Origin of the sequence: Cyanobium sp. BA5m-10 (assembly GCF_024346255.1) — a bacterium.
In the GTDB taxonomy this organism is placed as follows: Bacteria; Cyanobacteriota; Cyanobacteriia; order PCC-6307; family Cyanobiaceae; genus Cyanobium_A; species Cyanobium_A usitatum.
The window spans coordinates 1-25,375 of record NZ_JAGQCP010000012.1; the positions used below are offsets into that span (position 1 = coordinate 1).

25 protein-coding genes are annotated in these 25,375 nt (G+C 58.5%); 18 read left to right on the plus strand and 7 right to left on the minus strand.

Annotation, left to right across the window (positions count from 1 at the left end; translation table 11 throughout):
* The 6 genes from KBY85_RS06365 to KBY85_RS06390 all read right to left on the minus strand — a co-directional run.
* Window positions 1-687: GAF domain-containing protein (locus KBY85_RS06365; protein WP_254960672.1), on the minus strand; the 687-nt coding region annotated here is incomplete at its 3' end.
* A gap of 40 nt (window positions 688-727) precedes the next feature.
* A complete protein-coding gene (locus tag KBY85_RS06370; RefSeq protein WP_254960674.1) occupies window positions 728-1,084 on the minus strand; it encodes a DUF3307 domain-containing protein in 357 nt (118 codons plus the stop codon).
* Window positions 1,085-1,165: 81 nt separating this feature from the next.
* The gene (locus tag KBY85_RS06375) at window positions 1,166-1,828 is read right to left on the minus strand and encodes an SIMPL domain-containing protein (RefSeq protein WP_254960675.1); all 663 of its coding nucleotides are present in this window, start codon (window positions 1,826-1,828) and stop codon (window positions 1,166-1,168) included.
* Between the two features lie 79 nt (window positions 1,829-1,907).
* Entirely contained in the window at window positions 1,908-4,592 is a 2,685-nt protein-coding gene (gene alaS / locus KBY85_RS06380) for an alanine--tRNA ligase (RefSeq protein WP_254960676.1), read from the minus strand.
* Between the two features lie 79 nt (window positions 4,593-4,671).
* Window positions 4,672-6,018, minus strand: a complete 1,347-nt coding sequence (locus KBY85_RS06385; RefSeq protein WP_254960678.1) for a hypothetical protein — start codon at window positions 6,016-6,018, stop codon at window positions 4,672-4,674.
* A 187-nt stretch (window positions 6,019-6,205) separates the two neighbouring features.
* On the minus strand, window positions 6,206-7,342 hold the full coding sequence (locus tag KBY85_RS06390) for a hypothetical protein (protein WP_254960680.1): 1,137 nt from the start codon (window positions 7,340-7,342) through the stop codon (window positions 6,206-6,208).
* A gap of 580 nt (window positions 7,343-7,922) precedes the next feature.
* On the opposite strand from KBY85_RS06390, the gene KBY85_RS06395 reads away from it, so the two are divergent.
* The 18 genes from KBY85_RS06395 (at window position 7,923) to KBY85_RS06485 (ending at window position 25,105) form a co-directional block, all read left to right on the plus strand.
* Window positions 7,923-8,327, plus strand: coding sequence for a hypothetical protein (locus KBY85_RS06395; RefSeq protein WP_254960681.1), 405 nt, complete (start codon window positions 7,923-7,925; stop codon window positions 8,325-8,327).
* Between the two features lie 10 nt (window positions 8,328-8,337).
* The gene (locus KBY85_RS06400; protein WP_254960682.1) at window positions 8,338-11,457 is read left to right on the plus strand and encodes a DEAD/DEAH box helicase; all 3,120 of its coding nucleotides are present in this window, start codon (window positions 8,338-8,340) and stop codon (window positions 11,455-11,457) included.
* A gap of 4 nt (window positions 11,458-11,461) precedes the next feature.
* The gene (locus KBY85_RS06405; protein ID WP_254960683.1) at window positions 11,462-11,887 is read left to right on the plus strand and encodes a nucleotidyltransferase substrate binding protein; all 426 of its coding nucleotides are present in this window, start codon (window positions 11,462-11,464) and stop codon (window positions 11,885-11,887) included.
* Window positions 11,884-12,207 carry a nucleotidyltransferase family protein gene (locus tag KBY85_RS06410; protein WP_254929308.1) on the plus strand — a complete coding sequence of 108 codons (324 nt, stop codon included), beginning with the start codon at window positions 11,884-11,886 and terminating at the stop codon, window positions 12,205-12,207. Before KBY85_RS06405 ends, KBY85_RS06410 begins: the two co-directional genes overlap by 4 nt.
* Complete coding sequence (locus KBY85_RS06415) at window positions 12,204-13,109, plus strand: SWIM zinc finger family protein (RefSeq protein ID WP_254960684.1); 906 nt, start codon at window positions 12,204-12,206, stop codon at window positions 13,107-13,109. The genes KBY85_RS06410 and KBY85_RS06415 overlap by 4 nt, the downstream gene beginning before the upstream one ends.
* Window positions 13,099-13,605, plus strand: coding sequence for an MEKHLA domain-containing protein (locus KBY85_RS06420; RefSeq protein ID WP_254932532.1), 507 nt, complete (start codon window positions 13,099-13,101; stop codon window positions 13,603-13,605). Before KBY85_RS06415 ends, KBY85_RS06420 begins: the two co-directional genes overlap by 11 nt.
* Before the next feature lie 31 nt (window positions 13,606-13,636).
* Complete coding sequence (locus KBY85_RS06425; protein WP_254960685.1) at window positions 13,637-14,101, plus strand: hypothetical protein; 465 nt, start codon at window positions 13,637-13,639, stop codon at window positions 14,099-14,101.
* Window positions 14,102-14,183: 82 nt separating this feature from the next.
* Window positions 14,184-14,597 (plus strand): Hsp20/alpha crystallin family protein, encoded by a 414-nt coding sequence (locus KBY85_RS06430; RefSeq protein WP_254932530.1) that lies wholly within the window; start codon window positions 14,184-14,186, stop codon window positions 14,595-14,597.
* Between the two features lie 110 nt (window positions 14,598-14,707).
* Window positions 14,708-16,459 carry a diflavin flavoprotein gene (locus KBY85_RS06435; protein ID WP_254960686.1) on the plus strand — a complete coding sequence of 584 codons (1,752 nt, stop codon included), beginning with the start codon at window positions 14,708-14,710 and terminating at the stop codon, window positions 16,457-16,459.
* 150 nt (window positions 16,460-16,609) lie between these two features.
* Entirely contained in the window at window positions 16,610-18,082 is a 1,473-nt protein-coding gene (locus tag KBY85_RS06440; RefSeq protein WP_254960687.1) for a site-specific integrase, read from the plus strand.
* 556 nt (window positions 18,083-18,638) lie between these two features.
* Entirely contained in the window at window positions 18,639-19,220 is a 582-nt protein-coding gene (locus KBY85_RS06445; RefSeq protein ID WP_254960688.1) for a hypothetical protein, read from the plus strand.
* The gene (locus KBY85_RS06450) at window positions 19,221-19,682 is read left to right on the plus strand and encodes a hypothetical protein (RefSeq protein WP_254960690.1); all 462 of its coding nucleotides are present in this window, start codon (window positions 19,221-19,223) and stop codon (window positions 19,680-19,682) included.
* Window positions 19,683-20,271: 589 nt separating this feature from the next.
* The gene (locus KBY85_RS06455; protein WP_254960691.1) at window positions 20,272-20,991 is read left to right on the plus strand and encodes a hypothetical protein; all 720 of its coding nucleotides are present in this window, start codon (window positions 20,272-20,274) and stop codon (window positions 20,989-20,991) included.
* A 286-nt stretch (window positions 20,992-21,277) separates the two neighbouring features.
* A complete protein-coding gene (locus KBY85_RS06460) occupies window positions 21,278-21,478 on the plus strand; it encodes a hypothetical protein (protein WP_254960692.1) in 201 nt (66 codons plus the stop codon).
* A complete protein-coding gene (locus KBY85_RS06465; RefSeq protein ID WP_254960694.1) occupies window positions 21,475-21,675 on the plus strand; it encodes a hypothetical protein in 201 nt (66 codons plus the stop codon). The genes KBY85_RS06460 and KBY85_RS06465 overlap by 4 nt, the downstream gene beginning before the upstream one ends.
* Before the next feature lie 341 nt (window positions 21,676-22,016).
* Window positions 22,017-23,822, plus strand: a complete 1,806-nt coding sequence (locus tag KBY85_RS06470; protein ID WP_254960696.1) for a diflavin flavoprotein — start codon at window positions 22,017-22,019, stop codon at window positions 23,820-23,822.
* A gap of 129 nt (window positions 23,823-23,951) precedes the next feature.
* Window positions 23,952-24,665: a rubrerythrin family protein gene (locus KBY85_RS15855; protein WP_261359527.1), complete on the plus strand. Its 714-nt coding sequence runs from the start codon at window positions 23,952-23,954 to the stop codon at window positions 24,663-24,665.
* Between the two features lie 224 nt (window positions 24,666-24,889).
* Window positions 24,890-25,105, plus strand: a complete 216-nt coding sequence (locus KBY85_RS06485) for a hypothetical protein (RefSeq protein ID WP_254960699.1) — start codon at window positions 24,890-24,892, stop codon at window positions 25,103-25,105.
* Window positions 25,106-25,131: 26 nt separating this feature from the next.
* Here KBY85_RS06485 and KBY85_RS06490 read toward each other — a convergent pair whose 3' ends face one another.
* Entirely contained in the window at window positions 25,132-25,326 is a 195-nt protein-coding gene (locus tag KBY85_RS06490) for a hypothetical protein (RefSeq protein WP_254960700.1), read from the minus strand.
* Window positions 25,327-25,375: the final 49 nt, after the last annotated feature.

Sequence of the window (25,375 nt, forward strand, 5' to 3'; positions counted from 1 at the left end):
GGCGATGATTGCATCGATCAGCTGCTCCTGGCTCTGCAGCAGTCGGGTGCGCTCCACACAAACGGCCGCCTGGCTGGCCAGGGCCTCGATCAGGGTCTGGTCGAAGGCGTCAAAGGGTCGGGTTTGGACATGGGCCGTCTCCGGTGTGATCAGGGTGGCCGCATCGTGCTTGCGGTTGATCAGCTGCACCACCCCAACGATCTCACCGCTGGTAGAGCGCATCGGCACCGTCAACATCGACACGGCCCGGTAGTCGAGCTTCTGGTCCATGCCCCTATCGAAGCGGTAGGGCAGCGCAGGATCGAGCTGATAGGCATCCGGAATATTGAGCACCTCCCCCGACAGGGCACTCCAGCCCACCAGCCGCTCCGGCGACAACGGGAAGCGGATGTTGAGCACCTGGGCCTCCATGGCGCCGTCCGAGTCATCGCCAGCGCGGCGGGCCTCGATGGTGGCGTTCTGGGACACCGCAAACCACAGCTGATCCTGCCCCTCAGGCTGCTTGCGAGGGTCGTGTGGCTCCACCAGAAAGATGCTGCCGGCATCGCTATTGGTGAGCTGGCGGCACTTGCCGAGGATCAGGTGCAGCAGGGTGCGCAGATCGCTAGCGCTGCTCATGGCGGTGGCGATATCCAGCACCTCCAGCAGGGTCTGGTCAGCCAACTGCTCAGCACTTTTCGTAGACATACCCAGATCGCTGTCGAGAACCAAACCTATGGGAAATGGGCTAAAGCGTCAGCCCAGAGGCGGGGAAACAACTCACAGCCACCAAGGTCCAAACCAACTTGCAAAGCAGGTGCAGACCCTGATCTATTCCCATGCCGTAAAAGCGACGGCATTTACCCAGATCAATAAGGCCATGGAGCAACCACTCCGCCAAGCCAAACAGTGGCACGCCCGTAATCCAGGCCACAAAAAAAGCATGGATGCCGGCATGGGCAACCAACCACCAGCCCCAGCCCAACACCACCCCCTGGCCAGGGCACTTTTCAACGGCCATGCGATCACCCTGCAGGGCGAAATCAGCCACAAAGTGACCCATCGCCAGCATCAAAAACAGGTTGAACGCTTCGAATGGCGCCACGACTTAATGGGGGGGGAGGCCTGAGGGCTCCACAATGGAGCCAGTATCAAGGATTGACCACAATTGAGTCGTTAGTTCACCTCAACGGGCGCAGAAGCGCACCTGCAAGCTGAGGCGCTCCATCGGACCGGGCAGCTCAGCGGGATCAAAGGGTGGAACGGCCGCATCAGACATGGCCAGCGCCCGCATGGCCACCGGCCTGCCCCCACCTTCAAGCAGCACCTCCAGGGGATGCAGTCCCCGCAAGCCGATCGCAGCGGCCACGTCTTTGGCCTGCTGCATGGCTTCCTGGTAAGCGGCTGTCAACAACTGCCGCCTGGCAGCCCGATCACCCGCCGCATCCGCCTCGGTGGCCACCGGCGACAGGCGAACCCCAGGCAGCCCCCCCACCTGACGCACCAGTGGCTGCAGCTGGGCAGGCGCCAGCTGGCCAGACACCTGCAGGGTGGCCTGGACCGCCCCAGCTTTGTCACGGCTAGCGGGCCGCTGCCATGTGGAAGGGGAGGTGACCTCAAGATCAACCACCTGCAGGCTTTTGAGCGTGGTGCGCACCTCGGCCAAGCGTCGCTGCAAGCTGGCCAGGGCCGCATCGGTGCTGGGCTCCTCCGCTTCCAGGGTCAGGGAAAAACGCAGGCGCTGGGTGGGTCGCTTGAGCTCGGCGCTGCCGCGAGCCTCAACCAGGGTGCCCGTGCAAGCGAGCTGCACCTGGGACTGGGCCAACCCAGCAGCTGGAAGCAAGGGCAACAGCAGAGGTAACAACCGGAGGAGATTCCAAGTCATCGGGCCTCAGTACTTTCTGGCAACAGCTTGGCTGAGGCAGGCCTCAAGCGAGCGCAGCCCGCAGCTGCGCCTTGGCCTGCTCCAGCGCCCCATCAAGGGCGGCGCCATCACGCCCGCCCGCCTGGGCCAGGTTGGGTCGGCCGCCACCGCCGCCGCCACAGGCCTTGGCCACCGCGCCGATGAAGGCACCAGCCTTTGGCCCGGCCGCGATCACCGCCTGGCCAAAGGCCGCCACCAGGATCACCTTGGCCAGATCGGCCGGATCGGGCAGACCACCAAGCACCACGGCAGCACCAGCGCCGAGCTGATCAGCCAGGCCCTGGGCCGCGCTCTGCAGGCCGGCGCCCTCGACGCCATCAAGGCGGGCAACCAGCAGCTGGAACTCCCCGAGAGCCTGGGCCTGGCCCGCCAGCGCTGCAGCCTTGGCCAGCGCCAACTCGCCTCGGGCCGCCGCCAGCGCCTTACCGGTGGCCTTGAGCTCCTCCTGCAGGGCGGCAACCCGCTCCACGATCTCGCCGGGCTGGGCCTTGAAGCGGTCGCCCAGCTGCTTCACCACCGCATCGCGCTCATTGAGATAGGCCAGCACCGCCGGGCCTGCCACCGCCTCGATGCGGCGGATGCCGGCAGCCACGCCGCCCTCGCTCACGATCTTGAATAGGCCGATCTCGGCGGTATTGGCCACATGGGTGCCGCCGCAGAGCTCCATCGACACGCCGGGGACGTCCACCACCCGCACCACATCGGCATACTTCTCGCCAAACATCGCCACAGCGCCAGCGGCCTTGGCGGCCTCGATCGCCATCTCTTGAACTTCCAGGCGGTGGGCGTCGCTGATCCAGCCGTTGATCAGGGCCTCGATCTGCTCCAGCTCAGCCGGCGCCACGGCCCGGGGGCAGTGGAAATCAAAGCGCAGCCGATCAAAGGTCACCAGCGAGCCGGCCTGGCCGATACCGGGATCCACCACCTGCTTAAGCGCCGCCTGCAGCAGGTGGGTGGCCGTGTGGTTGGCCTGGGCGCGGCGGCGGCAGGCCCGGTCCACCTGGGCATTCACCAGCTCGCCAATGGCCAGGCTGCCGCGCTCGATGCGGCCGCTGTGCACAAACACTGAGCGGTTGCGGCTAACGCCATCAATCGCCACGATCACGCCGGCTCCATCGTCACCCTGGCCGCAGAGCACGCCCCGATCGCCCACCTGGCCGCCGCCTTCGCCATAGAAGGGGGTGGAATCGAGCACCAGTTGCACTGCGTCGCCCGCCACAGCGCGCTCGGCCGGCTCACCGTTCACCACCAGGGCCAACACGCAGCTGGGGTGTTCCAGGGCCTCGTAGCCCTTGAAGGCGGTGGCGGCCGCAGCGGCTGTCACCTGATCAATAGCGCCCTGCAGGGTGAGGTCGATGCTCACCGCCGCGGCCTTGGCCCGCTGGCGCTGGGTCTCCATCGCCGCCTCAAAACCGGCCAGGTCCACCGTGAGCCCCTGCTCCTCAGCGATCTCCTCGGTGAGCTCCAGCGGGAAGCCGTAGGTGTCGTAGAGCTCGAAGGCCTGCTCGCCGCTGATCTGGGAAGGCTTGGCCGCCAGCACCTCAGCCAGCAGCTTCTCCCCCCGCTCCAGGGTTTCCAGGAAGCGGGCCTCCTCGCGGGCGAGCTCGGCCAAGATCACCTCACGGCGCTCCAGCAGCTGGGGGTAGGCGGCCTGCATCAGCGCGATCGACGCCTCCCCCATCACCGTCAGGAACGACTTATCGATGCCGAGGAGACGTCCATGACGCACAACTCGACGGAGCAGGCGGCGCAGGATGTAGCCGCGGCCGAGGTTGCTGGCGGTGACGCCATCGCAGATCAGCTGGGTGATGGCGCGGCTGTGGTCGCCGATCACCTTGAGGCTGGTTTTGCCCTTCTCATCGAGGGCGCGGTAATCAACGCCCGCCAGACCCGCCGCCGTTTCAATCAGCGGGTAGATCAGATCGGTTTCGTAGTTGTTCGGCACCGCCTGCAGGATCTGGGCCATGCGCTCGAGGCCCAAGCCCGTATCGATGTTGCGGTTGGCCAGCGGCGTGAGGGTGCCCTCCGCATCGCGGTTGTACTGCATAAACACCAGGTTGTAGAACTCGATGAAGCGCGAGTCGTCTTCCAGGTCGATGCCGTCGTCGCCGAGTTCGGGCTTGAAGTCGTAGTAGATCTCCGAGCAGGGGCCGCAGGGGCCGGTGGGGCCTGAGGCCCAGAAGTTGTCGGCCTCATCCATGCGGATGATCCGCTTGGGGTTCACCCCCACCACGTCGCGCCAGATAGCGCCTGCCTCATCGTCTTCGCGGAAAACACTCACCACGAGGTTGTTGGGCGAGAGGCCGAATACCCCGGTGCTCAGCTCCCAAGCCCACTGGATCGCCTGCTCCTTGAAATAGTCGCCGAAGGAGAAGTTGCCGAGCATCTCAAAAAACGTGTGATGCCGCGCTGTGCGGCCCACGTTTTCGATGTCGTTGGTGCGGATGCACTTCTGGGAGCTGGTGGCCCTCGGCGCCGGCCGCGGCGCCTGACCAAGGAACACCGGCTTGAACGGGAGCATGCCGGCAATGGTGAGCAGCACCGTCGGGTCGTCCGGGATCAGCGAGGCGCTAGGCATGCGCCGGTGCTGGCGCTGCCCATAGAAATTGAGAAAAGCCTCGCGGATCTCGGCTCCGCTGCGGGGGAGATCATCACCGGCGGAGAACGGGGCGCAAGGAGCGGCAGCCATGGCAGATCGGAAGCGAAGCAAGACTGAGAAGTCATGATCGCCCAGCGTCAGCGGCGCTATCCAGCGCCAGATCAGTCAATCAGACTGCACTGGTACTGGCCCGGTCAAGCAACGCGGCAGGACTGCATTGGGAGGCAGATGCATCCAGGCTCAGGATCTCCAGCAGCCGCGTTTCCAGAGCTGTCACCGAAATGCCCGGCTGGTCGATCTGGCTCAGAAGCAAGGCGGACTGTTTCGAGCTGGGCAGTCCGAGGCGGGGCTGACGGAATACGGACGACGCCAACTCCGGGTTGCGCCGACGCAACATCCAGAGCGCCCAGGCGGCCGTAAGCGGATCGGGGTCCTGCCACAGCTCCTGGAGCACCCCATCCAGGGGGGGCGGGGCTAACGCCGTCTCGGCCTCACTGGACTCCGACCCAGGATCCGCAGCCGGCAGGCGAATCCCCCTGAGGTCAAGTCGTATCTCCACCGAACCCGGCAGCTGCCGGAGCAGGCGCTCCGGCAGCTGCAGCTCGTCCTCCAGACCCTTCGCCATCGCCGGCGCGAGGTTGACCAACACACTCACAATCTGGAGATCGAGAGCAACCAACAGTGGCTGCATCAGCAATTCATGCTCGCAGGCCTGAGCGACGCTCCGGCGGGATTCGATCAGCAGCGCCAGGAGCTCCAGATTCCTGGCGATCAGGGGAGAGCGCAGGGAGGCCAAGGGATCGAAAGCTGCCAGCACCGTTGCCCAGGCCGCGTCATCAAGGCCGCTCTCCTGACGCAGGCGCTCCAGTCGCTGGCGTTGCCTCGGCGTCAGGGCATCGAACTGGGCCGGCGATCCAGTCCCCAGATCGAGCAGATCGGCAACCGCGTCGGTGGCAGCAGCCTGGCGCAGATCTCTGGCCTGGCGCTGTCGGGCATCGAGTTCCAGCAGGCCGGGATCGCGGAGCGCCAGTTCCCGCAGGGCCTCATGGTGATCGGCTTCCTGCAGGCCGAGGACACCCCGAAGTTCCTCCAGCTGCAGAAAGGCCGAAGCCCGATCGAGGCGCCCGGAACTGAACATGTCCTCGAGCACATTGCGATAGATCGTGAGGGTGTTCGTGCGCAGGTGCGCGGGAAGCGCCTTGGCAAGGGTAAACACTTCCGCCGCCGATAACTGGGCCAGGGATCGGCCATCCAATGCAGCCTGCAACTGAGGCTCGAGGGGCTCCAGCTGACGACGCAGGCTCACACTGAGACTTTCCCGGCGATAGTCGTCAGAACTGCGTCGCCACCCCCTAGCCAGCCAAGCAGCGGTGACCACAAGCATCAGGGAGCGCACCAGCTGTCCGCCGACACCACCAGCGAGCCCAAGGGTTGGATCAGCGAACCAAAAAAAGCTGTTAATCGCCAGGAAAGAAGCAAGCAGACGCGTGCGCTGGATGGCCATATCCGCAGCCAAGGAATAACCCTGAGCTGAAAGCCAGCGCCGCTGCAGCCGCTCAATCTCCCTAAACAGGAGAAAGGAGAGAAGACCGGCAAATACCAGTAAAGCTGGAACAGAAACCAGTCGGGGAAGACCCCAGGGGACAATAGACCCAATAGCAGCGGACATAAGCTATTTATCCTAGAAAAGACAATAACTAGACCTAGAATGCGCTTCCTGGCTTGCGACTACCTCCAATGAAATCTGGCGGCATGTAATCCAGCAACTGACCCTTATCGTCCATTACATCCTTAGAAGAATCACTTTGCTCGACTGGAGGATCCTTCTCAGGAGGAACAGGGCGAGGCTTCCAATTGCCCGACCTAGGCAATTGGGATGGGAATGAAGACTTCTGCTTTGGAGGCGGCAACACGGGAGCCTTCGGCAGCAACACCTGGAGCGGCTGAAGGATCGGCTCTGTCACTGTGCGACTGAACCCGCCCAGCGGTGTGAGCACCCGTTCGGCAAGACCATTGTCATAGGCCCAGCGGCCACTTCTCAGGTAATTGATATCACCATCGCCCTGCCACTGGATGAGCAAGAAGAATGCTAAAATCAACCCAGGATAGGAATACCAGGCCCAGTCCAAACCACGCTTCCCGCGCAGGGTCTGCCAATAGAGCCGTTCAGAATCAATATCGATGCAAGGGCTCTGACAGGCCACACAGGCGCTGGTCTCTTTCCCAAGCTCGCCAACGCTTCGGCACATTGACTGGGTCATCTTTGACTTGCCGCCCAGATGGGCTGAGCTGCCCAGAAGACTGCGAGGTCCGATCAGAATGGCCTGCACGGGCGCCATGGGGCAGACGTACTGACACCAGGCCTTACCTCCATAGGCCCAGCCCACCACCAAGGAAGCGCCAATCGTGAGCAACAGCAGCAGGCCAAGTCCGAGCGGACTGCTGTTCACAACCAGCAGCCGAAGCACCAGTCCTGCTATCAGCAGCGACCATTGCAGCTCGATGTGATGGCGGCCCAACCACGAGTCCGGCGACACCTTCACAACTTCACGACGACCCGTCTTGCCCAGTTGCGTGCGCTGCCAGCCCAGGGCCCTGAACAACTGGGAAACAAAGGCAAGGGGACAGGTGCGCCGCCAGACCTCATGGCTCAACGCCACAATCACCAGCAGACCAGCGGGCACAACCAGACCCCAGAAGATCCGGTTGCCGTCATGTCGATGAAGCTCGCAGGAAAGCCCTGGGGCACAAGGAACCATGCCTCCGGCCCAGCGATGGAGCTCTAGGGAATACCAGGGCGAGATCAGCAGGGAAAGAATCAGCAAAAGCCATCCAGCCACCAAGCCCCAGCGAAGAAGCCGAACCTGCCGCTCAGACACAGAATTAAAGATATTCATAGTCCTTGCGCCGAATAATCAGAGCCGAAAGGAAACACAATCTTCCCTGGCAACAATAATAAACTCATTTCAAGACGAATCCCCGAAACAGCCATGGATGCCGTGCAATCTATTTAACAAAAATTAACGATCAGATTTAGATTGGGATTTATTGCTTCCGACTGGGCCAGCATCTGGTGAAGGCCATGGGGTTAAGGGCTCCCTGCCGTGCCGAAAGGAGGGTGCAGCCACGTCAAAGGTCTCAAGCAAATCACAGCTGCCTTTACCGCTGCCGCAAAGCACAAGCCGCGTCTGGCAAGCGTCTGGTCGCCGCAGCGAGACTTGAAGTCATACAGCAGGGTATACGCCACGGCAAACTTACTAACCCTTCGCGGGAAATGACTTGGCCTTCCAAATAGTCCTGCTTAGCTAGACCTTTTGCAGGGCTAGGTGGAAGTTGTACATAGCTTGACCACATATCAAACCCACTGCCACCTGCCCAGCAAAGCAGGCATGATTTCTGGCTGATACCAAAGCACCGGGCTTGAGCAACCTCCAGACAACTGCGATCAGTCGAGCGGATCTAAGGCTCCGCTCGATCGGCTGGGCCCTGGCCGCCGGCGCCGTCGCGGGCCTGCCAGAGCTGGTGGCAGCAGGTCTGGATCCGGCCCTGCGCTCGGCGGGCTGCGGCCTTTTCTATGGCCTGCTGGCCTTTCACCTGCAGCGAGTCGACCCCGACGACAGCCACCTACAGGCGGGGTTGGTGGGTGCGGTGTGTGGAATTCGCAGCCTCGGCAGTCCCCTAGAGCTGACATCGGGCCTACCAGCTGTGATGATGGCGCTGATCCGCGGGTGGCTGCCGCTCTGGCTGCCGCTGATCGGCAGTGCCTTGGTGCTGCATTCAGCGCAGCGCTTGGCCCCACGCCTCCTGCCCGCCCGACGGCCGTAAGGCCGGGTTCATGAGCCTGCTGCACGCCACCTGGCTGTTTCCCCCCGAGGGTTCGGGCGGCCGCCTATTCCTGTGGGCCGACACCTGGCGGGTGGCGACCCCTGCCGTGCCAAAGCTGGAGGCCCCAGAGCACCCACTGGCCCTCAACGAAGACGACCTGGCCACCTGGCTCGACGACAACGGGCTGTGGTCGGAGGCCCTGCGCCCAGCCCGGGCCACCCTGACCCTGCCCGGCCGCAACCAGGCCGCCAAGGGCCGCCGCACCAGTGCCAGCACCTGGAGCGGCCTGCCCCTGCAGGCCGGCGAACCGATTCCCAAACAGCTCGAATGGTGGCCCTGGCAGGTGGAGGGCTGGGCCCTCGATGCTGCCAACGCGGGCGAATGGCTCAGCCAGATACCCCTGGCTGGTGAGCACCCGGAGATGGCCGATGAGCTGCGCTGGTGGAGTCACCTACAGCGCTGGGCCCTAAGCCTGATCGCCCGCGGCCGCTGGCTGCCCCAGATCGCCGAGGGCAAGGCCCGCTGGCTGCCCCTCCTCAACCGCGAAGACGACCGCCGCCGCCTCGAAGACCTGGCCAGCGGCCTGCCCCAGGTGGCCACCTGCGCCCTGGCCGCCGGCCCCAGCGGTGACCCCTCCCTGGCCTGCCGCCGCCCCGGCAGCGGGCGCCTGCGAGTGGCCAGCCTGCTGGAAGCCTTGCTCGATGGCCAGCTGCGGGTGGGCTTCAGTGCCAGCGCAGGCGGGCTCGATCCCTTGCTGGCGGCCTGGCAGAAGGCCCTGGGCAAAGGCGATGGCAGCCTCAGCCTGGGCGATGAGGAGCTGGAGCGTCTCAGCATCGCCACCCACCACTGGCGTGAAGGGGTGGCGGGCAAGGTGGAGCCAGCCCGCACCTGCCTGGAGCTGTTCACCCCCGCCGAGGGCGAGGAGCTCTGGGAGCTGCGCTTCGGGCTGCAGGCGGAAGCCGACCCGAGCCTGCGGGTGCCCGCCGCCGCCGTCTGGGCCGCCGGCGATCGGGGCCTGCAGATGGGCGAAGTGGCCGTGCCCCAACCGAGCGAGCTGCTGCTTGAAGGCATGGGCCGGGCCCTGACGGTGTTTGAACCGATCGTGCGGGGGCTGGATTCGGCCACCCCGGAAACGATGCAGCTCACGCCAGCCGAGGCGTTTGTGCTGGTGCGCACCGGCGCCCACCAGCTGCGCGATGTGGGCGTGGGTGTAGTGCTGCCGGCCAGCCTCGCAGGGGGCCTGGCCAGCCGGTTGGGCCTGTCCATCAAGGCCGAGCTGCCTGAGAAATCGCGCGGCTTCACCTTGGGCGAAACGCTCACCTGGGAATGGGAATTCATGATCGGCGGCGTCACCCTGACCCTGCGGGACCTGGAACGCCTGCAGGCCAAGCGCAGCCCCCTTGTGCAGCACAAGGGGGCCTGGATCGAGCTGCGTCCCGCCGACCTGCGCAACGCCGAGCGTTTCAGCGTTGCCGATCCAGGCCTGAGCCTCGACGACGCCCTGCGGCTCACCGCCAGCGACGGCGACACCTTCCATCGGCTGCCGGTGCACCGCTTCGATGCCGGCCCCCGGCTGCAGGCCGTACTGGAGCAGTACCACCAGCAGAAAGCACCCGACCCCCTGCCCGCCCCACCTGGCTTCTCCGGCCAGCTGCGGCCCTATCAGGAGCGGGGTCTGGGCTGGCTGGCCTTCCTGCACCGTTTCGACCAAGGCGCCTGCCTAGCCGACGACATGGGCCTGGGCAAAACGATCCAGCTGCTGGCCTTCCTGCAGCACCTCAAGGCCGAAGACGAACTCAAACGACCGGTGCTGCTGGTGGCGCCCACCTCGGTGCTCACCAACTGGAAGCGCGAAGCCCACGGCTTCACCCCCGAGCTGGGCGTGAGGGAGCACTACGGCCCGCGCCGGCCCTCCAGCCCCGAGGCCCTCAAAAAAGCTCTTAAGGGCGTGGATCTGGTGCTCACCAGCTACGGCCTGCTGCAACGCGACAGCGAGCTGCTCGAAAGCATCGACTGGCAGGGGGTGGTGATCGACGAAGCCCAGGCGATCAAAAACCACACCGCCAAACAAAGCCAAGCGGCCCGGGACCTGGCCCGCCCCAGCCGCGGCGGCAAAGGGGGCAGCCGCTTCCGGATTGCCCTCACCGGCACGCCGGTGGAAAACCGCGTCAGCGAGCTGTGGGCGCTGATGGATTTCCTCAACCCCAAGGTGCTCGGCGATGAGCCCTTCTTCCGCCAGCGCTACCGGCTGCCGATCGAGCGGTACGGCGACATGTCGTCGCTGCGGGATCTCAAAAGCCGGGTGGGGCCGTTCATCCTGCGGCGCCTCAAAACCGACAAGTCGATCATTTCCGACCTGCCGGAGAAGGTGGAGCTCAATGAATGGGTGGGCCTGGCTCCCGAGCAGAAGAAGCTCTACAACAAGACAGTCGACGAAAGCCTCGATGCCATCGCCCGGGCACCGCTGGGCCAGAAGCACGGCCAGGTGCTGGCCCTGCTCACCAAGCTCAAGCAGATCTGCAACCACCCGGCCCTGGCCCTGAAGGAAAACGCCGAGACCGTGCTGGCCAGCGGCAACGGCAGCTTCAGCAGCCGCAGCGGCAAGCTGCAGCGGCTCGAGGAGATCCTCGAGGAGGTAATCGAAGCGGGCGACCGGGCGTTGCTATTCACCCAGTTCGCCGAATGGGGGCTAATGCTCAAGGCCCACCTGGAGCGCAAATGGCGCCAGGAGGTGCCGTTCCTCTACGGCAGCACCAGCAAAACCGAGCGCCAGGCGATGGTCGATCGCTTCCAGGACGACCCCCGCGGCCCCCAGCTGTTTTTGCTGTCGCTCAAGGCCGGTGGTGTGGGCCTCAACCTCACCCGGGCCAGCCACGTCTTCCACATCGACCGCTGGTGGAACCCGGCCGTGGAAAACCAGGCCACCGACCGGGCCTACCGGATCGGCCAACAAAACCGGGTTTTGGTGCACAAGTTCATCACCAGCGGCTCGGTGGAAGAAAAAATCGACCGCATGATCAAAGAGAAGTCAAAAATGGCTGCAGAAATCGTCGGCTCCGGTGAAGACTGGCTCGGCGGCTTTGATGTGGGCCAACTCAAAGATCTAGTGGCCCTGAGCGAAGAGGATTAACGCCATGGATGCCCAGGGTTCTGATGTTCGCTGGAAACAGCGCTTCGACAACCTCCAGCGCGCCTACCAGCGCCTGCGCTGGGCCTTAGAAATCCACCAGCAGGATCCTGGCAACGAGCTAATCCGCATGGCCGTGATCAAGGCCTATGAATTCACCTTTGAGCTGAGCTGGAAAACCCTCAAGGATTTTCTCGTTTACAACGGTATCGATGCCAAGCTGCCACGCGAAGTGCTCAAACAGGCCTTTGCCACCGGCCTGCTCAACAACGGCCAGCTGTGGATCGACATGCTGGAGGAGCGCAACCTGATGGCCCACACCTATGACGACACCAGAGCCCGCAAAGCCGTAGATCAGATCCAGGAGCGCTACCTCAGTGGCCTGCAGCAACTGCACGACCTACTGGCAACCAAACGGCAGGAGGCCCCATGAGTGCGCCAACCACCAGCTCAGCCCCTGCCGATATCAACCACGGCATCCCCGATCGCACCGTGGCCGAGATCCGCTGCTGCCTGAAGCGCTTCCCCCAGATCCACTGGCTGAAGCTCTATGGCTCTCGGGCGATGGGCCGCCACTGGAGTGGCTCCGACATCGATCTGGCCTACAGCGCCAACGATGATTGCAGCGCTGCTCTGCACGAAGCCCTCGACCAACTGCCCACCCCCTATCTCTTTGATGTGACGCACTGGGAATCGCTCCGCTACGCCCCCCTGCGCGAACACATCGAACGCGTAGGCATCACCTTCCCATGACCCTCACCCCCACCACCTACGCCAGCGCCATCAACACCCAGCTCGGCGACCAGGGCCTGGCCCAGCAGCCCTGGTGGGTGGAGCAGTGGATGGAGCTGATCAACTCCTACCGCTTCAAAAAGCGCCTGGAGCGCGCCTGGGAGTATGCCCGCAGCGGCAATGTCACCTCGATCCGCTTTGAGGGGCGGCGAGTGCATGCCCGAGTGCAGGGCACCGACGAAGAGCCTTACAAGGTGAAGCTCTGGCTCGACGTGCTCCACGACGACGACTGGAACTACGTGCTCGACGCCCTCACCCAGAAGGCGCGCTGGTCGGCCCAGCTGCTGGCCGGCGTCATGCCCCAGGACATAGAGCGCGCCTTCGCGGCCAGCGGCAAGCGCCTGTTTCCGTTCAAGTTGCAGGAGGTGCGCAGCGAGTGCAGCTGCCCCGATAAGGCCAACCCCTGCAAGCACGTCAGCGCCGTCTACTACCTGATGGGCGATCGCTTCAGCGAAGACCCCTTCGTGCTGTTCCAGCTGCGCGGCCGCACCCGGGCCCAGCTGCTGGCCGACCTGGCCAAGCGGCGGCGCAAGGCGCTGGCAAAACAGGCCAGACAGGCTGCCGCCAAACAGGGCTCCCAGCCGGGCGCCGCAGTGGCGCTGCAGCCGGTGCATCCAGCCATCAAGGACCCAAACCGCTGGTGGCGCTACGGCGCAGCCCTCGATTCGGATCTGGTGGTGATCACACCAGCCCTGGAGGGCGACACCGGCCTCGATGCCGCCGGTCCCCTGCCCCTGGCAGAAGAACCCCGCTTCCCCGAGGCCAATCTCCACTTCCTGGAGCACCTCAAGGCCCACGGCCAGCAGCTGGCGGCCCTGGCCATGGCCAAGGCCATGGGCCCGGCCAACGGTGATGACAGCTGAGCTCCCCAGCCCGCCCCCCTGGCTGACGCCGGCGGCCCAAAGCCTGGCCCTGTGCCTGCTCAGCAATTACCAGCGCGCCTTCGGCACCCCTCTGATCGCCGGCCTAGCCGCCGACGCCTCGCCCCAGCTGGTGGCCCAGGAGCTGTTTGCCGCCGAGCTGGTGCTGCTGGCCCATGACGGCGCCGATCCCAGCAGCGAGCCAGGGCCAAGACTGATCTATGCCAACCGGGCGGCCCTGCGCCTATGGCTGCGCCCCTGGCCCGAGCTGGTGGGTATGCCGTCGCGGCTCACCGCCGAGCCCGCCGAGCGGGCCAGCCGCCGCCAGGCGTTGGTGGCAGCCCAAGCCAAAGAAGCGATCTCGGGCTACCGGGGCATCCGCATCGACAGCCGCGGCCGCCGCTTTGCCATCGAAGCCGCCCGCCTCTGGACCCTGCGCGATAGCTCAGGCCAGCCCTGCGGCCAGGCCGCCCGCTTCAGCCGCTGGTGGCTGTTGTGATGCACCCAGCTGTTGTGAAGGCAAACCTGTTGTGATCGCCGCCATCCCAGCGCCGCCGCCCCAACTACCCGCCGAGCTGCGGCCCCTGCTCACAACCCTGCAGCAACGCGGTTTTCAGGTGCGGCTGGCCCCGCCGCCAGTACGCGGCGCCTACGGGCTGTTCCAAGCCAAAACGCGCACCCTCTGGATCGCGCCGGTGGCCTTCGAGCTGGGCATCGGCCGACAGGTGTTCCTGCATGAGGCCATTCACGCAGCCCAGAGCTGTCCCACCGGCGTGCTGCAGCCCTTGGGCTGGAACGTGCGGCTCAACCCGGTGGTGGAGCAGGAGATCAGCGGCATCCTCACCACCCGCTACCACCACGGCAACCGGCAACTGGAGCGGGAAGCCTTCAGCGTGCAGGGCCATCCCGACGCCATCGGCCGGGTGATCGCCGCCTTAAAGCAGCGCTGCCGGTTGCCCCTACCTGCCAGTGGTGCCAACCGAACGGGGCCGTAAGGGCCGAACCAAAACGGGCGGTCTACCCCCTGCCGTCGCCCGGCTGGCCGCAGCACATTGGCTGTGTCCCGGAGAACATCCGATGCTCACCCTGCACCAACATCCCTTCGAGTTACTCGAGCAACAACTGCGCGCTGCCGAGCGTCCCGCCGCCGAGCGAGTGCCGGCCGCCGAGGTGCACGAAACCGACGACGCCTATGTAATCGCCCTTGAGCTTCCCGGTGTCGATAAGACCTCGATCGACGTCAAGGCCACCGACCGCAGCCTGGTGATCAACGCCGAGCGCCGCCAGCCAAGCCCCGATGCCTCTTCCCCGGTCGCCAAACAGACCTCCTTGATCAGCGAATTCCGCTACGGCACCTGGAGCCGCAGCTTCCGCTTCCCCGGCGGCATCAACCGCGAAAGCCTGCAAGCCCACTACCGCGACGGCCTGCTCACTGTGACGGCACCTAAGGCCCAGAACCTCACCACCGTGCAGGTGCAGGTGGAGGGCTGATCAGGGCCGAGCGGACACGAGAGAGAAGAGAAACCTCCCAGGCCCGGCCCACCCGCCGGGCCTTTTTTGTCGGCGGGCTTCCTAAAGTTGGACAAATTGCGGATCGATCCATGGTTGGTGCCGTCGCAACCGCAGCCCGCCTCAGCCTGCAATGCGAGCCGATCGCACCGGACACCACCACGATCCGCTCGCTCGACTGGGACCGCAGCCGCTTTGATATTGAGTTTGGCCTGCGCAACGGCACCACCTACAACAGCTTCCTGGTGCGGGGCGAGCGCACCGCCCTGATCGATACCAGCCACCTCAAATTTGAAGGCAGCTGGCTGCCGCTGCTGCAGGAGCTGATCGACCCCAAAGCAATCGATCACCTGATCGTGAGCCACACCGAGCCCGACCACTCGGGACTGATAGGCCACCTGCTCGAGCTCAACCCCGAGATCGAGATCGTGGGCTCCAAGGTTGCGATCCAGTTTCTTGAGAATCAGGTGCACCGGCCCTTCAAAAGCCGGGCGGTAAAAAGCGGCGAAGAGCTCGATCTGGGCACCAACCCCACCAGTGGCGTGGCCCACCGCTTCGAGTTTCTCAGCGCTCCAAACCTGCACTGGCCCGACACGATCTTTTCCTTCGACCACGGCACCGGCATCCTCTACACCTGCGATGCCTTTGGCCTGCACTACTGCTCCAAGGAGCTGTTCGACACCGATCCCGGCGCCATAGCCCCAGATTTTCGCTTCTATTACGACTGCCTGATGGGCCCCAACGCTCGCAGCGTGCTGCAGGCGATGAAGCGCATGGATGGGTTGCCCGAGATCACCACGGTGGCGGTGGGTCATGGGCCCTTGCTGCGCCATCACCTCGGCCTCTGGCTGGATGACTACCGAACCTGGAGCAGTGAGCGCAGCACGGGCGAAAACTATGCGGCAGTTTGCTATCTGAGCCAATACGGCTTCTGCGACCGCCTCAGCCAGGCGATTGCCCGCGGCATCGGCAAGGCCGGCGCCGCAGTGCAGCTGGTGGATCTGCGCGCCACCGACGCCCAGGAGCTCAGTGCCCTGATCGGTGAAGCCAGTGCCGTGGTGGTACCCACCTGGCCAGCCCGGCCCGATGCCGAGCTGCAAGCTTCGATCGGAACCTTGTTAGCGGCCCTCAAACCGAAGCAGTGGGTGGGCAGCTACGACGCCTTCGGCGGCAACGACGAGCCGATCGACACCGTGGCCAGCCAGTTGCGCAGCCTCGGCCAGAAGACCGCCTTTGAACCGCTGCGGGTGCGCCAGGTGCCTGGCGGCAACGACTATCAGCGCTGCGAGGAAGCCGGCACCGACCTAGGCCAGCTGCTAACCAAGGAGAAGACAATCGCCGCGATGAAGTCTCTAGATGCCGATCTCGACAAGGCCCTGGGGCGCCTCTCCGGGGGGTTGTATGTGGTGACGGCGCGGCAGGAGACACCGGAGGGCACGCGCAGCTCAGCGATGGTGGCCAGCTGGGTGAGCCAGGCAAGTTTCGAGCCCCCCGGCCTCACGGTGGCGGTAGCCAAAGACCGGGCCATCGAGGCGCTGCTGCAGGTGGACGATCGCTTCGTGCTCAACATCCTGCGGGAGGACAACCACCAGGAGCTGCTGCGCCATTTCCTCAAGCGCTTCCCGCCCGGAGCCGACCGCTTCGCCGGGGTAAGCACCCTCGAGGGCGCCGCCACGGGCGGCCCGGTGCTCGGTGATGCCCTGGCCTACCTGGGCTGCCGCGTGGTGCAACGCCTCGAGGGCCCCGACCACTGGATCATTTACGCCGAGGTGGAGCAGGGGAACGTGGCCGACACCGAAGCCAGCACCGCCGTGCACCACCGCAAAGTCGGGAACCACTACTAGAAGACAAAACGACCCAAGCATTCCCAAAAACCCTTGCTACAATTGAGTTGCAAAGAAATTTTGCCCCTCAAAACTCAGTTCAAAATCAGTTCAATCCCCTGATACGGCAAGGGATGACCTGCGAACCGAGTTCAAAGGCAGTTCAAGGAAATGCCCCCATCACCTGACGAGCAGAAGCATTTAGAAGCACTCAGCACCCTGCTGGAAGCACAAGGACTAGGTGCTGCTGACCTACTGCGGGCAATAACTGCTCTTGCTGCGGTCAAACAGCAAGAAACCGAAGAAAACGGGGGCAAAGGGGAAAACAAGGTTTTCCAAGACAAACTCCTTCTATACCCAGAAAGTGAAGACGCATTTATTTTTAGATATGGAACGACAAAAAGCAAGAACTTTTATCTTAGAATATACTGCAAGGAGACAAAACAACTCTTCAAGAGAAGTTTAAGAACATCAAGTAAAGAAGAGGCAATAGTCAAGGCAAGAGGGATTTATTCAGATACCTATGGAAAACTAGCACGAGGTGAGAAAACCAAATCCCTTACTACAAAAGAACTAATATCACTTTATCTAGAAAGAGAGAAAAAGAGAATATCTCCACTCCCCAAAGCAGGAATAACAAAAGAAACATATGAAACGAAGAAGCAATATTTGAGTGTATGGGAGAAATATATTACCGATGAACTAAAAATGGGAGAAACAAAAATTGAGAATATACCACCTGATAGAACGAGAGAGTTTCAATACTGGTTGGGAAGACAAGAAAAAATGTATTACAAAGAAAGAAAGGGTTTTAGTGCAGACTATATCAACTCAATCATTTGTGAAACAAGAAGAATGTATAAAGAGGTCGCAGTTAGAGACAGGTTTTTGTCTTCTGCCCTAGTCCCCCAAATAGACAAAGCAAAAGGGCAAAACAATACAGACCCCAAGAGGCACATATTGGAAATAGAGGAATGGGTAAAACTAGCAACATACCTAAGAACTCGTAAATACCTAAAACCAGAAGGTTCATCCAAACTAGAACAAGCAAAACGAGCAATTTTTAGGGAGTATATGGGAATTGCCTATAATACTGGAATGAGACCCAAAGAATTACTGGGTCTTAGTTGGAACGACGAAAGAACCAATAACACAGACAGCAAAGAAAACCAATTAATTTATAAACTGCTAGAAGTAAGGGCAAGCAACTCAAAGACAGGCAGGAAAAGAACAGTAAATGCTCCCGTAGCAAGAAGATTAGAAAGACTAGAAAAGATTTATAAAGAAATGGGGATGGATAAGCAACCTAACCATTTTATTTTTAGAAATCCAACTTACGAACGGCAAGAAAAAAACATCCCCTACGGGCAACCTGCATTCACTAAAAGATTAGATAAAGCATTAATAGAAGCAGGTCTTCAAGAGCAACTTGAAAAAACGGGTAGGAAAATCACTTTGTATTCCAGCAGGCATTTTTATACAACATTAAGACTTCAAAATGGATTGAATATCCATCTTCTTGCAAGGCAATTGGGAACATCTACAACTTACATAGACCAAACCTACTCTCATATAAGAATAGAGCAGAACACAGACAAAATCTCTCAAGGGATGTCTTTGCTTAAAAAACTACAAGACTTGTAAAAGGTTAAAAAACATAGAAAAGCAAGACCAACCAAAGACATTAAAACGATAAAACCTAAAGGAGTATTGCAACCATACGATACGAGCAATTTAATGGTATTCTTTTCGGGAGGTTTCGCACCCACCATTCGTGAAGGGAATTATTAAGAAGGTTTTGCTTGCGACTTGCGTGATTGGGGCAACCACCTGTTCTTATGCTTATCCCTTCAAACCAGACCCGCAATCCTTCCAGAATTATATGAATTCAGTCAGATGGAATGACGGAAGCAAAGTAAAATTCCAGAATATAAGTAATTGCAGCAATTATGATGGTATGCTTTTTACTTGCAGAGGATATGCAACCATAAGCAATCCTATGGGAACTAAAATTTGCGAAATAACGAGTGCGAAATATGCTTTACCATCAGGTGCTGGGTGGTCTAGAGGACCTCTATATGAAACTGGAAATTGCAGATACAAGTAACCAAACATCTACCACCTCCCCAAACAACCTGCACTTCTTGACGGAACAAGATTTTAGCATATAATGCGGGCATCCATAGGGGCAGTTCTCCCGATGAATACCGAAATCACAGCAACTTCACCAGTAGTAGTAGAAACGGAAGAAGACAAGAGCACTACCGCAGAAGTAGTAAAACAACTTCCTATTGATAATGAGGTTAAAACAACTATTCTCTTAAACGTTGAGGAGAATATCAAAACTCTTCTTAAAAAACTTTCGGACAAAGAAGAAATTGGATGGGGTATTGATACAGACCCAGAAGAATTCTCACACCTTCCAAATTCTATTACTGGTGTGATTATTCACTATGTAATCAAAGGAATTAAAGAAGATTTTGATTATGAATTTGAAAACCCACCAAAATCCTTGAAGATGCGTGGAATATCAAAAGATGCAAAGAAAATTGCTGGTAAAAAACGACTTCTTACCAGAGACCAGAAGAATGAACTTCTTGAAAGAACACAAATGAGTTTTTATGATAAGAAGATTTCTTCTGGTGAAATGACGGTTGATAGTGCTATGAATGAGATTAGAGAAGCATATGGGAAAAAGCAAAGTTTTGAAGAAATAGGTTATATACTTCCTTCAAAGAAAACAGATTATCCCTACTGGGTTGATGAACTGGAGGTTGGTTAAATGAATTCAGATATTGCTTGGTATATCTTTTTCATTTCTCCAATCTATTTTTTTCTATGGTTTGGATTGGATATTATTACCAAAAACAAACTTGAAGATGGTGACGAGTTAATTGGTAAAATACTATTAGTTTTCTTAAAGTTATTAGAGGTTGGTGGTCTTATTCTTGCCTTATTGCTTCTTCTTCAGGTATATGAAATAATAAAAGATGGGTATTATGCAGATTTCAAATGGGAAAGCATATTTGACTATAGTGGAATGAATTTCAATATGCGTCGTGGTTTATTTGCAAGGTTTGTGCTTATGCCTATCATATCAGTAGTCATTATGATTTTCCCAATACTGATAATTGCGTATAGTTGCGTTGGTTTAAGCATTTACATTCCTGCACTATTACCTTATTTTAAGAAAAGGCAAATTTTAAGCAAAAAAGACACAAGCATTTATAAGCATTCACCTTAAACCTTGTAACCTTATGCAAGTGCGTCAGGTTAGAAAACACTTCAGACCTTCGCAGGACGACCTACAACACCCTTCAACCCAAACGAACGGACAATCCCAACACCACCCACTCTTTCCCGTTCAAACGGGTTGGCACAAAGGGGGATGCCTCAATTTCTCTTGTTTTAAGATAAAACCTTGTCGTATTGATTTCTTGTTAAATCCTATAAAATATATTTCATTTTACGGAAATCAACTAATTTAAAAATACTGATTTTAATTAGTATATGTGAATTGTTTATCGCACTCTCTATGCGATGCAACGTTGTTTGTTATGGAACGAACACCAGATGACTTGACTTATTATGAAATTTATGCTATGATTTACATAAATAAAAAGGTAGTTCAACAACCACCTTTTATTCATTCTAAAAATATCAAACATATTGCCGAACAATTCATTCCCTCTTGGATAGTATAAACAACTATGGGATTTCCAAAAGAAATCCAAGTGGTTCAACTCCACCCCCATTAATTCATAACGAATGAAGTGGAAACATAGTTGGGGAGAAAAGTAAGTAATACCACATACTTATGGATTGTTTGGGGTATGAAATCCCCTTTGCTTTGCTGTGCTATGAATTATTTTCAAATTAAACTTCATAAAAATCATATTCCACTCAATCCATATCTATGTATTAAAAATCAAGTGGATTACGATTATTACATTAATACCCTTCTTTATCTACATAATCAACTTGAATTGGGATTTAATCCTAAATGGATGGTTTCTTTTCACTATCAACACCCAGTAGAACACGGAAAATCAATCAAAGAAACCAATAAAACTTTGGGTTTTGGTGATAGATATGGTTTCAAGACCTACCGAAACTTATGGAATGAAGTTCCGATGTATAACTACTGGGACAAACAACGAAACACCGAAGAAAGAGTAATAGAGGATGCTTCCCAAATCAAGAATGTTATACTAAACTGCCTTTACGGTATTAAAAGATTGAATAGAACGGATAGGAATGAATACCCTAACTTATTCTTCTTTCACGAAAAAGGGAAAACTAAACTTCAATACCATACTCACCTTCTCTTACCAAGTGAAAATCTTAAAATTGATGAATATTCTGAATTAGAGGATATGTTTAATACAACAATCAGAAAATCACGAAAGTGTTTCTCCAAGTGGAAGAAAATACACATAGAACCAGTTAAAACGAAATATGATGTTATTGGGTACTTAAACAAAGAAACCAACTCCAATCATATTTCATTTGACCCATATAACTCAAACCCTATTATTCCTCAAAACACATAAAGATGAAACAAAGAACAATCAACATTTCATTTACGAAAGACGATATGGATTTATACAACGAACTTATGAGAGAAAGTTGTTTATCCTATGTTCCCGCAAGTGTTCTAATCAGAAATTATATAAAAAGTGGGATTAAGACTAAGCAAAAAACACCACTATCAATATAATATGAATTCCAAACCAATAAAACTGCCTAATGTTGAGTATGAAATGCTTATAGAATTAGCAAAGAAAGACAGAAAACCCCCAGACCAGTTTATAGCAAACTTAATCACTAAACTCTATAATGGAAGAAGATAATTCAAATAAAAAGATAAAATACAAAGATATGGTGGATAGAATGAAGAAGGCACACCAGAAAAATCAATTAAAATCAAATACGGATACAACAGATAGTCAAGCAAGACAAGATAAAATCCAAGATTTAGAGAACAGAAGTGGTGGTAAAGGTGGTGGTGGAAAGATTTCCTGGTCTGGTTTGAGATGACTACTAATAATCAATATTCTATGTGGGATGAATATGATTTCGGAGAAACCAAAATAAATCCACTTGCTCCATATACTTATGATAAATCATTTGAAATTGCTGATGGTATGACCGAAAAAGAAATAATCAAACTTGGGTTTAATGGTGAAGAGGATTTATGGGATTATATTAACAACAATTATACAATTACCGAATGATACTACCAGCAAAAGCAGTAGATACTATCAATAACAATCCTTATATTCCAATCTATATACTCCCCTCTTCGCAAGAGTGATATTCTGTTCTTTTTATAAAAAAATTCTGCGAGATAAATTCGGTTCACAGGATTTCGCACAACTCACCAACGCAAGACCAGTCAGGACACCTTGAAACCTGAGAGAATTGATGCTGAGTGAGACCTCCCGCAACCAACAGGAAGTCAAGGTCTCAGTTCAAAAAGAGTTCAAAGTGCTTGGAGGGACTTGATGCCTCACCCAAAACCCAGTCATACCAAGACAAGTCGGGAGTGGTTCAGCAAAGCAGGCAACCACTACTGATGGGCAGCCCTGCCGAGCCCGGCCCCAGCCGACGCGTCATCCAGCTCCCCATCGAGCCGGGGCTGATCTGCCTCAAGGGGCTGAGCCCCAACCGGCTGCGCTTCGAGGTGGAATACGGCCTGGAGCGCGGCACCACCGCCAACAGCTTCCTGTTCCAGGAGGTGCCCCTGCTGGTCCATCCCCCCGGCGGCTCCTTTGCCGAGCCCTTCCTGGCAGAGCTGGCGAAGCTGGTGCCGGCCGAGGCCCCCTTGAAGGTGGTGGTGGGTCACGTCAACCCCAATCGGGTAGCCCTGTTGCACCAACTGGCGGCCCGCTGGCCCAACCTGCTGCTGGTGAGCTCCAACACCGGCGCCAAGCTGCTCGAAGAGCTTTGGAACCTGCAGAAACCGGTCGCCCCCGGCAGCGAGACAACCCCCGAGCCGATCCCAGCTCTGCCTCGGATCGATGTGGTGAAGCAGGATGCCAGCCGCAACCTCGTCGATGGCCACGTGCTGCGCCTGATTCCCACCCCCACCCCCCGCTGGCCCGGGGCGCTGATGGCCTTCGAGGAGACCAGCGGCCTGCTGATGAGTGGCAAATTTTTCGCGGCCCACCTCTGCAGCGAGAGCTTCGCTGAGGCCAACCGCAGCAGCAGTGAGGAAGACCGCCGCTACTTCTACGACTGCCTGATGGCACCGATGGCGCGCCAGGTGGAGTCGGTGGTGGAGCGGCTCGAAGCCCTCGACATCCGCACCATTGCGCCCGGCCACGGGCCGGCGATCAGCGAGAGCTGGCGCAGCCTCCTCAATGGCTACCACCGCTGGGGCGCAACCCAGGAGCGGGCGCGCCTATCGGTGGCACTGCTGTTTGCCAGCGCCTACGGCAACACGGCCGCCATCGCCGATGCCCTCGCCCAGGGGGTCGCCCGCACCAGCGTGCGGGTGGAGAGCATCAACTGCGAGTTCACGCCACCTGAACAGCTGCTGGCGGCGATCCGCAGCTGCGATGCGATCTTGATCGGCTCTCCCACCCTCGGCGGCCATGCCCCCACACCGATCGTGTCAGCCCTGGGCACGGTGCTAGCTGAGGGCGACCGCAGCAAGCCGGTTGGGGTCTTTGGCAGCTTTGGCTGGAGCGGTGAAGCCCTGGATCTGCTGGAGAGCAAGCTGCGCGATGGCGGCTTCCACTTCGCCTTTGAACCGATCAAGGTGAAGTTCAGCCCCGATGCGGCCAGCATCAAAGCTATCGAGGAAACCGGCACCGCCCTTGGCCGCCAACTGCAGAGCGAACAGCGCAAGGCGCAGCGCCGAACCGCCAGTGGCGGACTCAGCCAGAGCCGCAGCAATCCAGCAGTGCAGGCCCTGGGCAGGGTGGTGGGCTCCCTTTGCGTACTCACCACCAGCAAAGGGGAGGGCGGCAACCGCCTCAGCAGCGCCATGGTGGCCAGCTGGGTGAGCCAGGCCAGCTTCTCGCCGCCTGGCTTCACTGTGGCCGTAGCGAAAGACCGGGCGGTGGAGGCCCTGCTGCACGTCGGCGATCGCTTTGCTCTCAACGTGCTGGCCGCAGGGCGTGAAAACGGTCCGATGAAGCAGTTTTTGCAGCCGTTTGCCCCAGGCGCCGACCGCTTCGCCGGCCTGGAGCTGGAGCACAGCCCCAGCGGCCAACCGCTTCTACCGGAGGCCCTGGCCTGGCTGGAAGCCACGGTGCAGCAGCGCATGGAATGCGGCGACCACTGGCTGCTGTATGCCCAGGTGAGCCAGGGCGGCGTGCTCGACGCCAGCGCCACCACGGCCGTGCACCAGCGCCGCAGCGGCGCCAACTACTGAGAGCCGCAAAGCCCGGGGTCACGGGGCACGGAGTCACGGAGCCACAAAGCCACGCAAGCACGACTAACTCATAGTCGTTCCGACTTCGGGTAAGCTAAGCTCTCCGCCAGTCGCAACACCTGCCAAGCCATGGATATCGCCAAGCCCAGCACCAAGGCCAATCTTGAAGCCGCTTTTGGCGGCGAGAGCATGGCCAATCGCAAATACCTATTTTTCGCGGAGGTGGCCAAGCAGGTCGGCAACCCCGAGCTGGCCAAGCTGTTTCGCGACACCGCCGCCCAGGAAACCGAGCACGCCTTCGCCCACTTCCGGCTGCTCCATCCCGAACTCGTCATCGACGATCCCGCCAACCTCTCCGGCGAGCAGAAGCAGGCCCTGCTCAGCCGCTGCCTGGAGCTGGCGATCGAGGGCGAAACCTACGAATACAAGACCATGTATCCGGAGTTTGCCGAACAGGCCCGCACCGATCGCGATGGCGAAGCTGCAGCTGAATTCCAGGAGCAGATCGACGAATCACAGCAGCACGCCGGCATCTTTCGCACCGCCGCCAAAAACTTCGGCCTGCTGGAACCGATCGAGCAGCACCACGCCGAGCGCTACGGCATCGCCCTCGAAGCCCTGCAGGGCAAGGGGGTGGCCGGAGAGGCAGATGAGCCCGTAGCCGGCAAGTGGATCTGCAAACTGTGCTCGATGATTTACGACCCCACAGCAGGCGATCCCGATTCCGGCATCGCTCCGGGCACCCCCTTTGAAGCGATCCCCGACGACTGGCGTTGCCCGATCTGCGACGCGCGCAAGGCTAGCTTCGTGCCCTACCGGGAGCCCCAACTTCTTGGCGTTTGATTCCCCAACTGGGCTGCAATTTATGTAGCCCAGAACACTATTTCAACCAATTGCTGCCCCGAAAGGTCCAGAATAAAAACCCAGTTAAGCAAAGGGGTTTCAGGGTCTAGGCCTAGATCCGCGCAGACCTTTTTAAGGGTGTAAAGGCAATCCCAAAGTAATTCAGTAAACGGCCGCGAATTTGCCGCCAGCCCGCTGCAATAGCTGCAGTTCTGACACCAGGAATGGCCAGCACCGCTATCGCCTCAACTGGCAACTATCCCCTCGGGGTGCGGGCAACGGTGCGTTATCGGGGGTTCGTGCTGATCCCCCAGGCGGATTTCACCTGGCTGGTGCGCCCCGAGCGAAGTCCCATGCACCTGCTGCCATTTCGGGCACCGGCCAGCTCCCTAGCTGACGTCAAAGCCCTAGTTGATTGGCGCTTGGTCGAAGCAATTTAAGCTGCTTGATTTAGCCCAACCCGACTTCAAGCTGCCTGGGGAGGCGGCGTTGGATCGTGGTGGATGTGAAAAGGCAGCACCAGGGTGGCCCAGTGATCGGGGCGCTCGGGACGGGGACGGCGGGAGCGACGCACACCAAAAGGAACACGCACCACGTTGGTGCCCTCGACCCGCAGCACCTGGCCCGTTCCTGTACCAGTTCCGTCGTTGCTGCCCTTCATGGTCCCGAGAATGAATGGCTTAAGCGCTGATTGTGCCTGCTAACAGGCG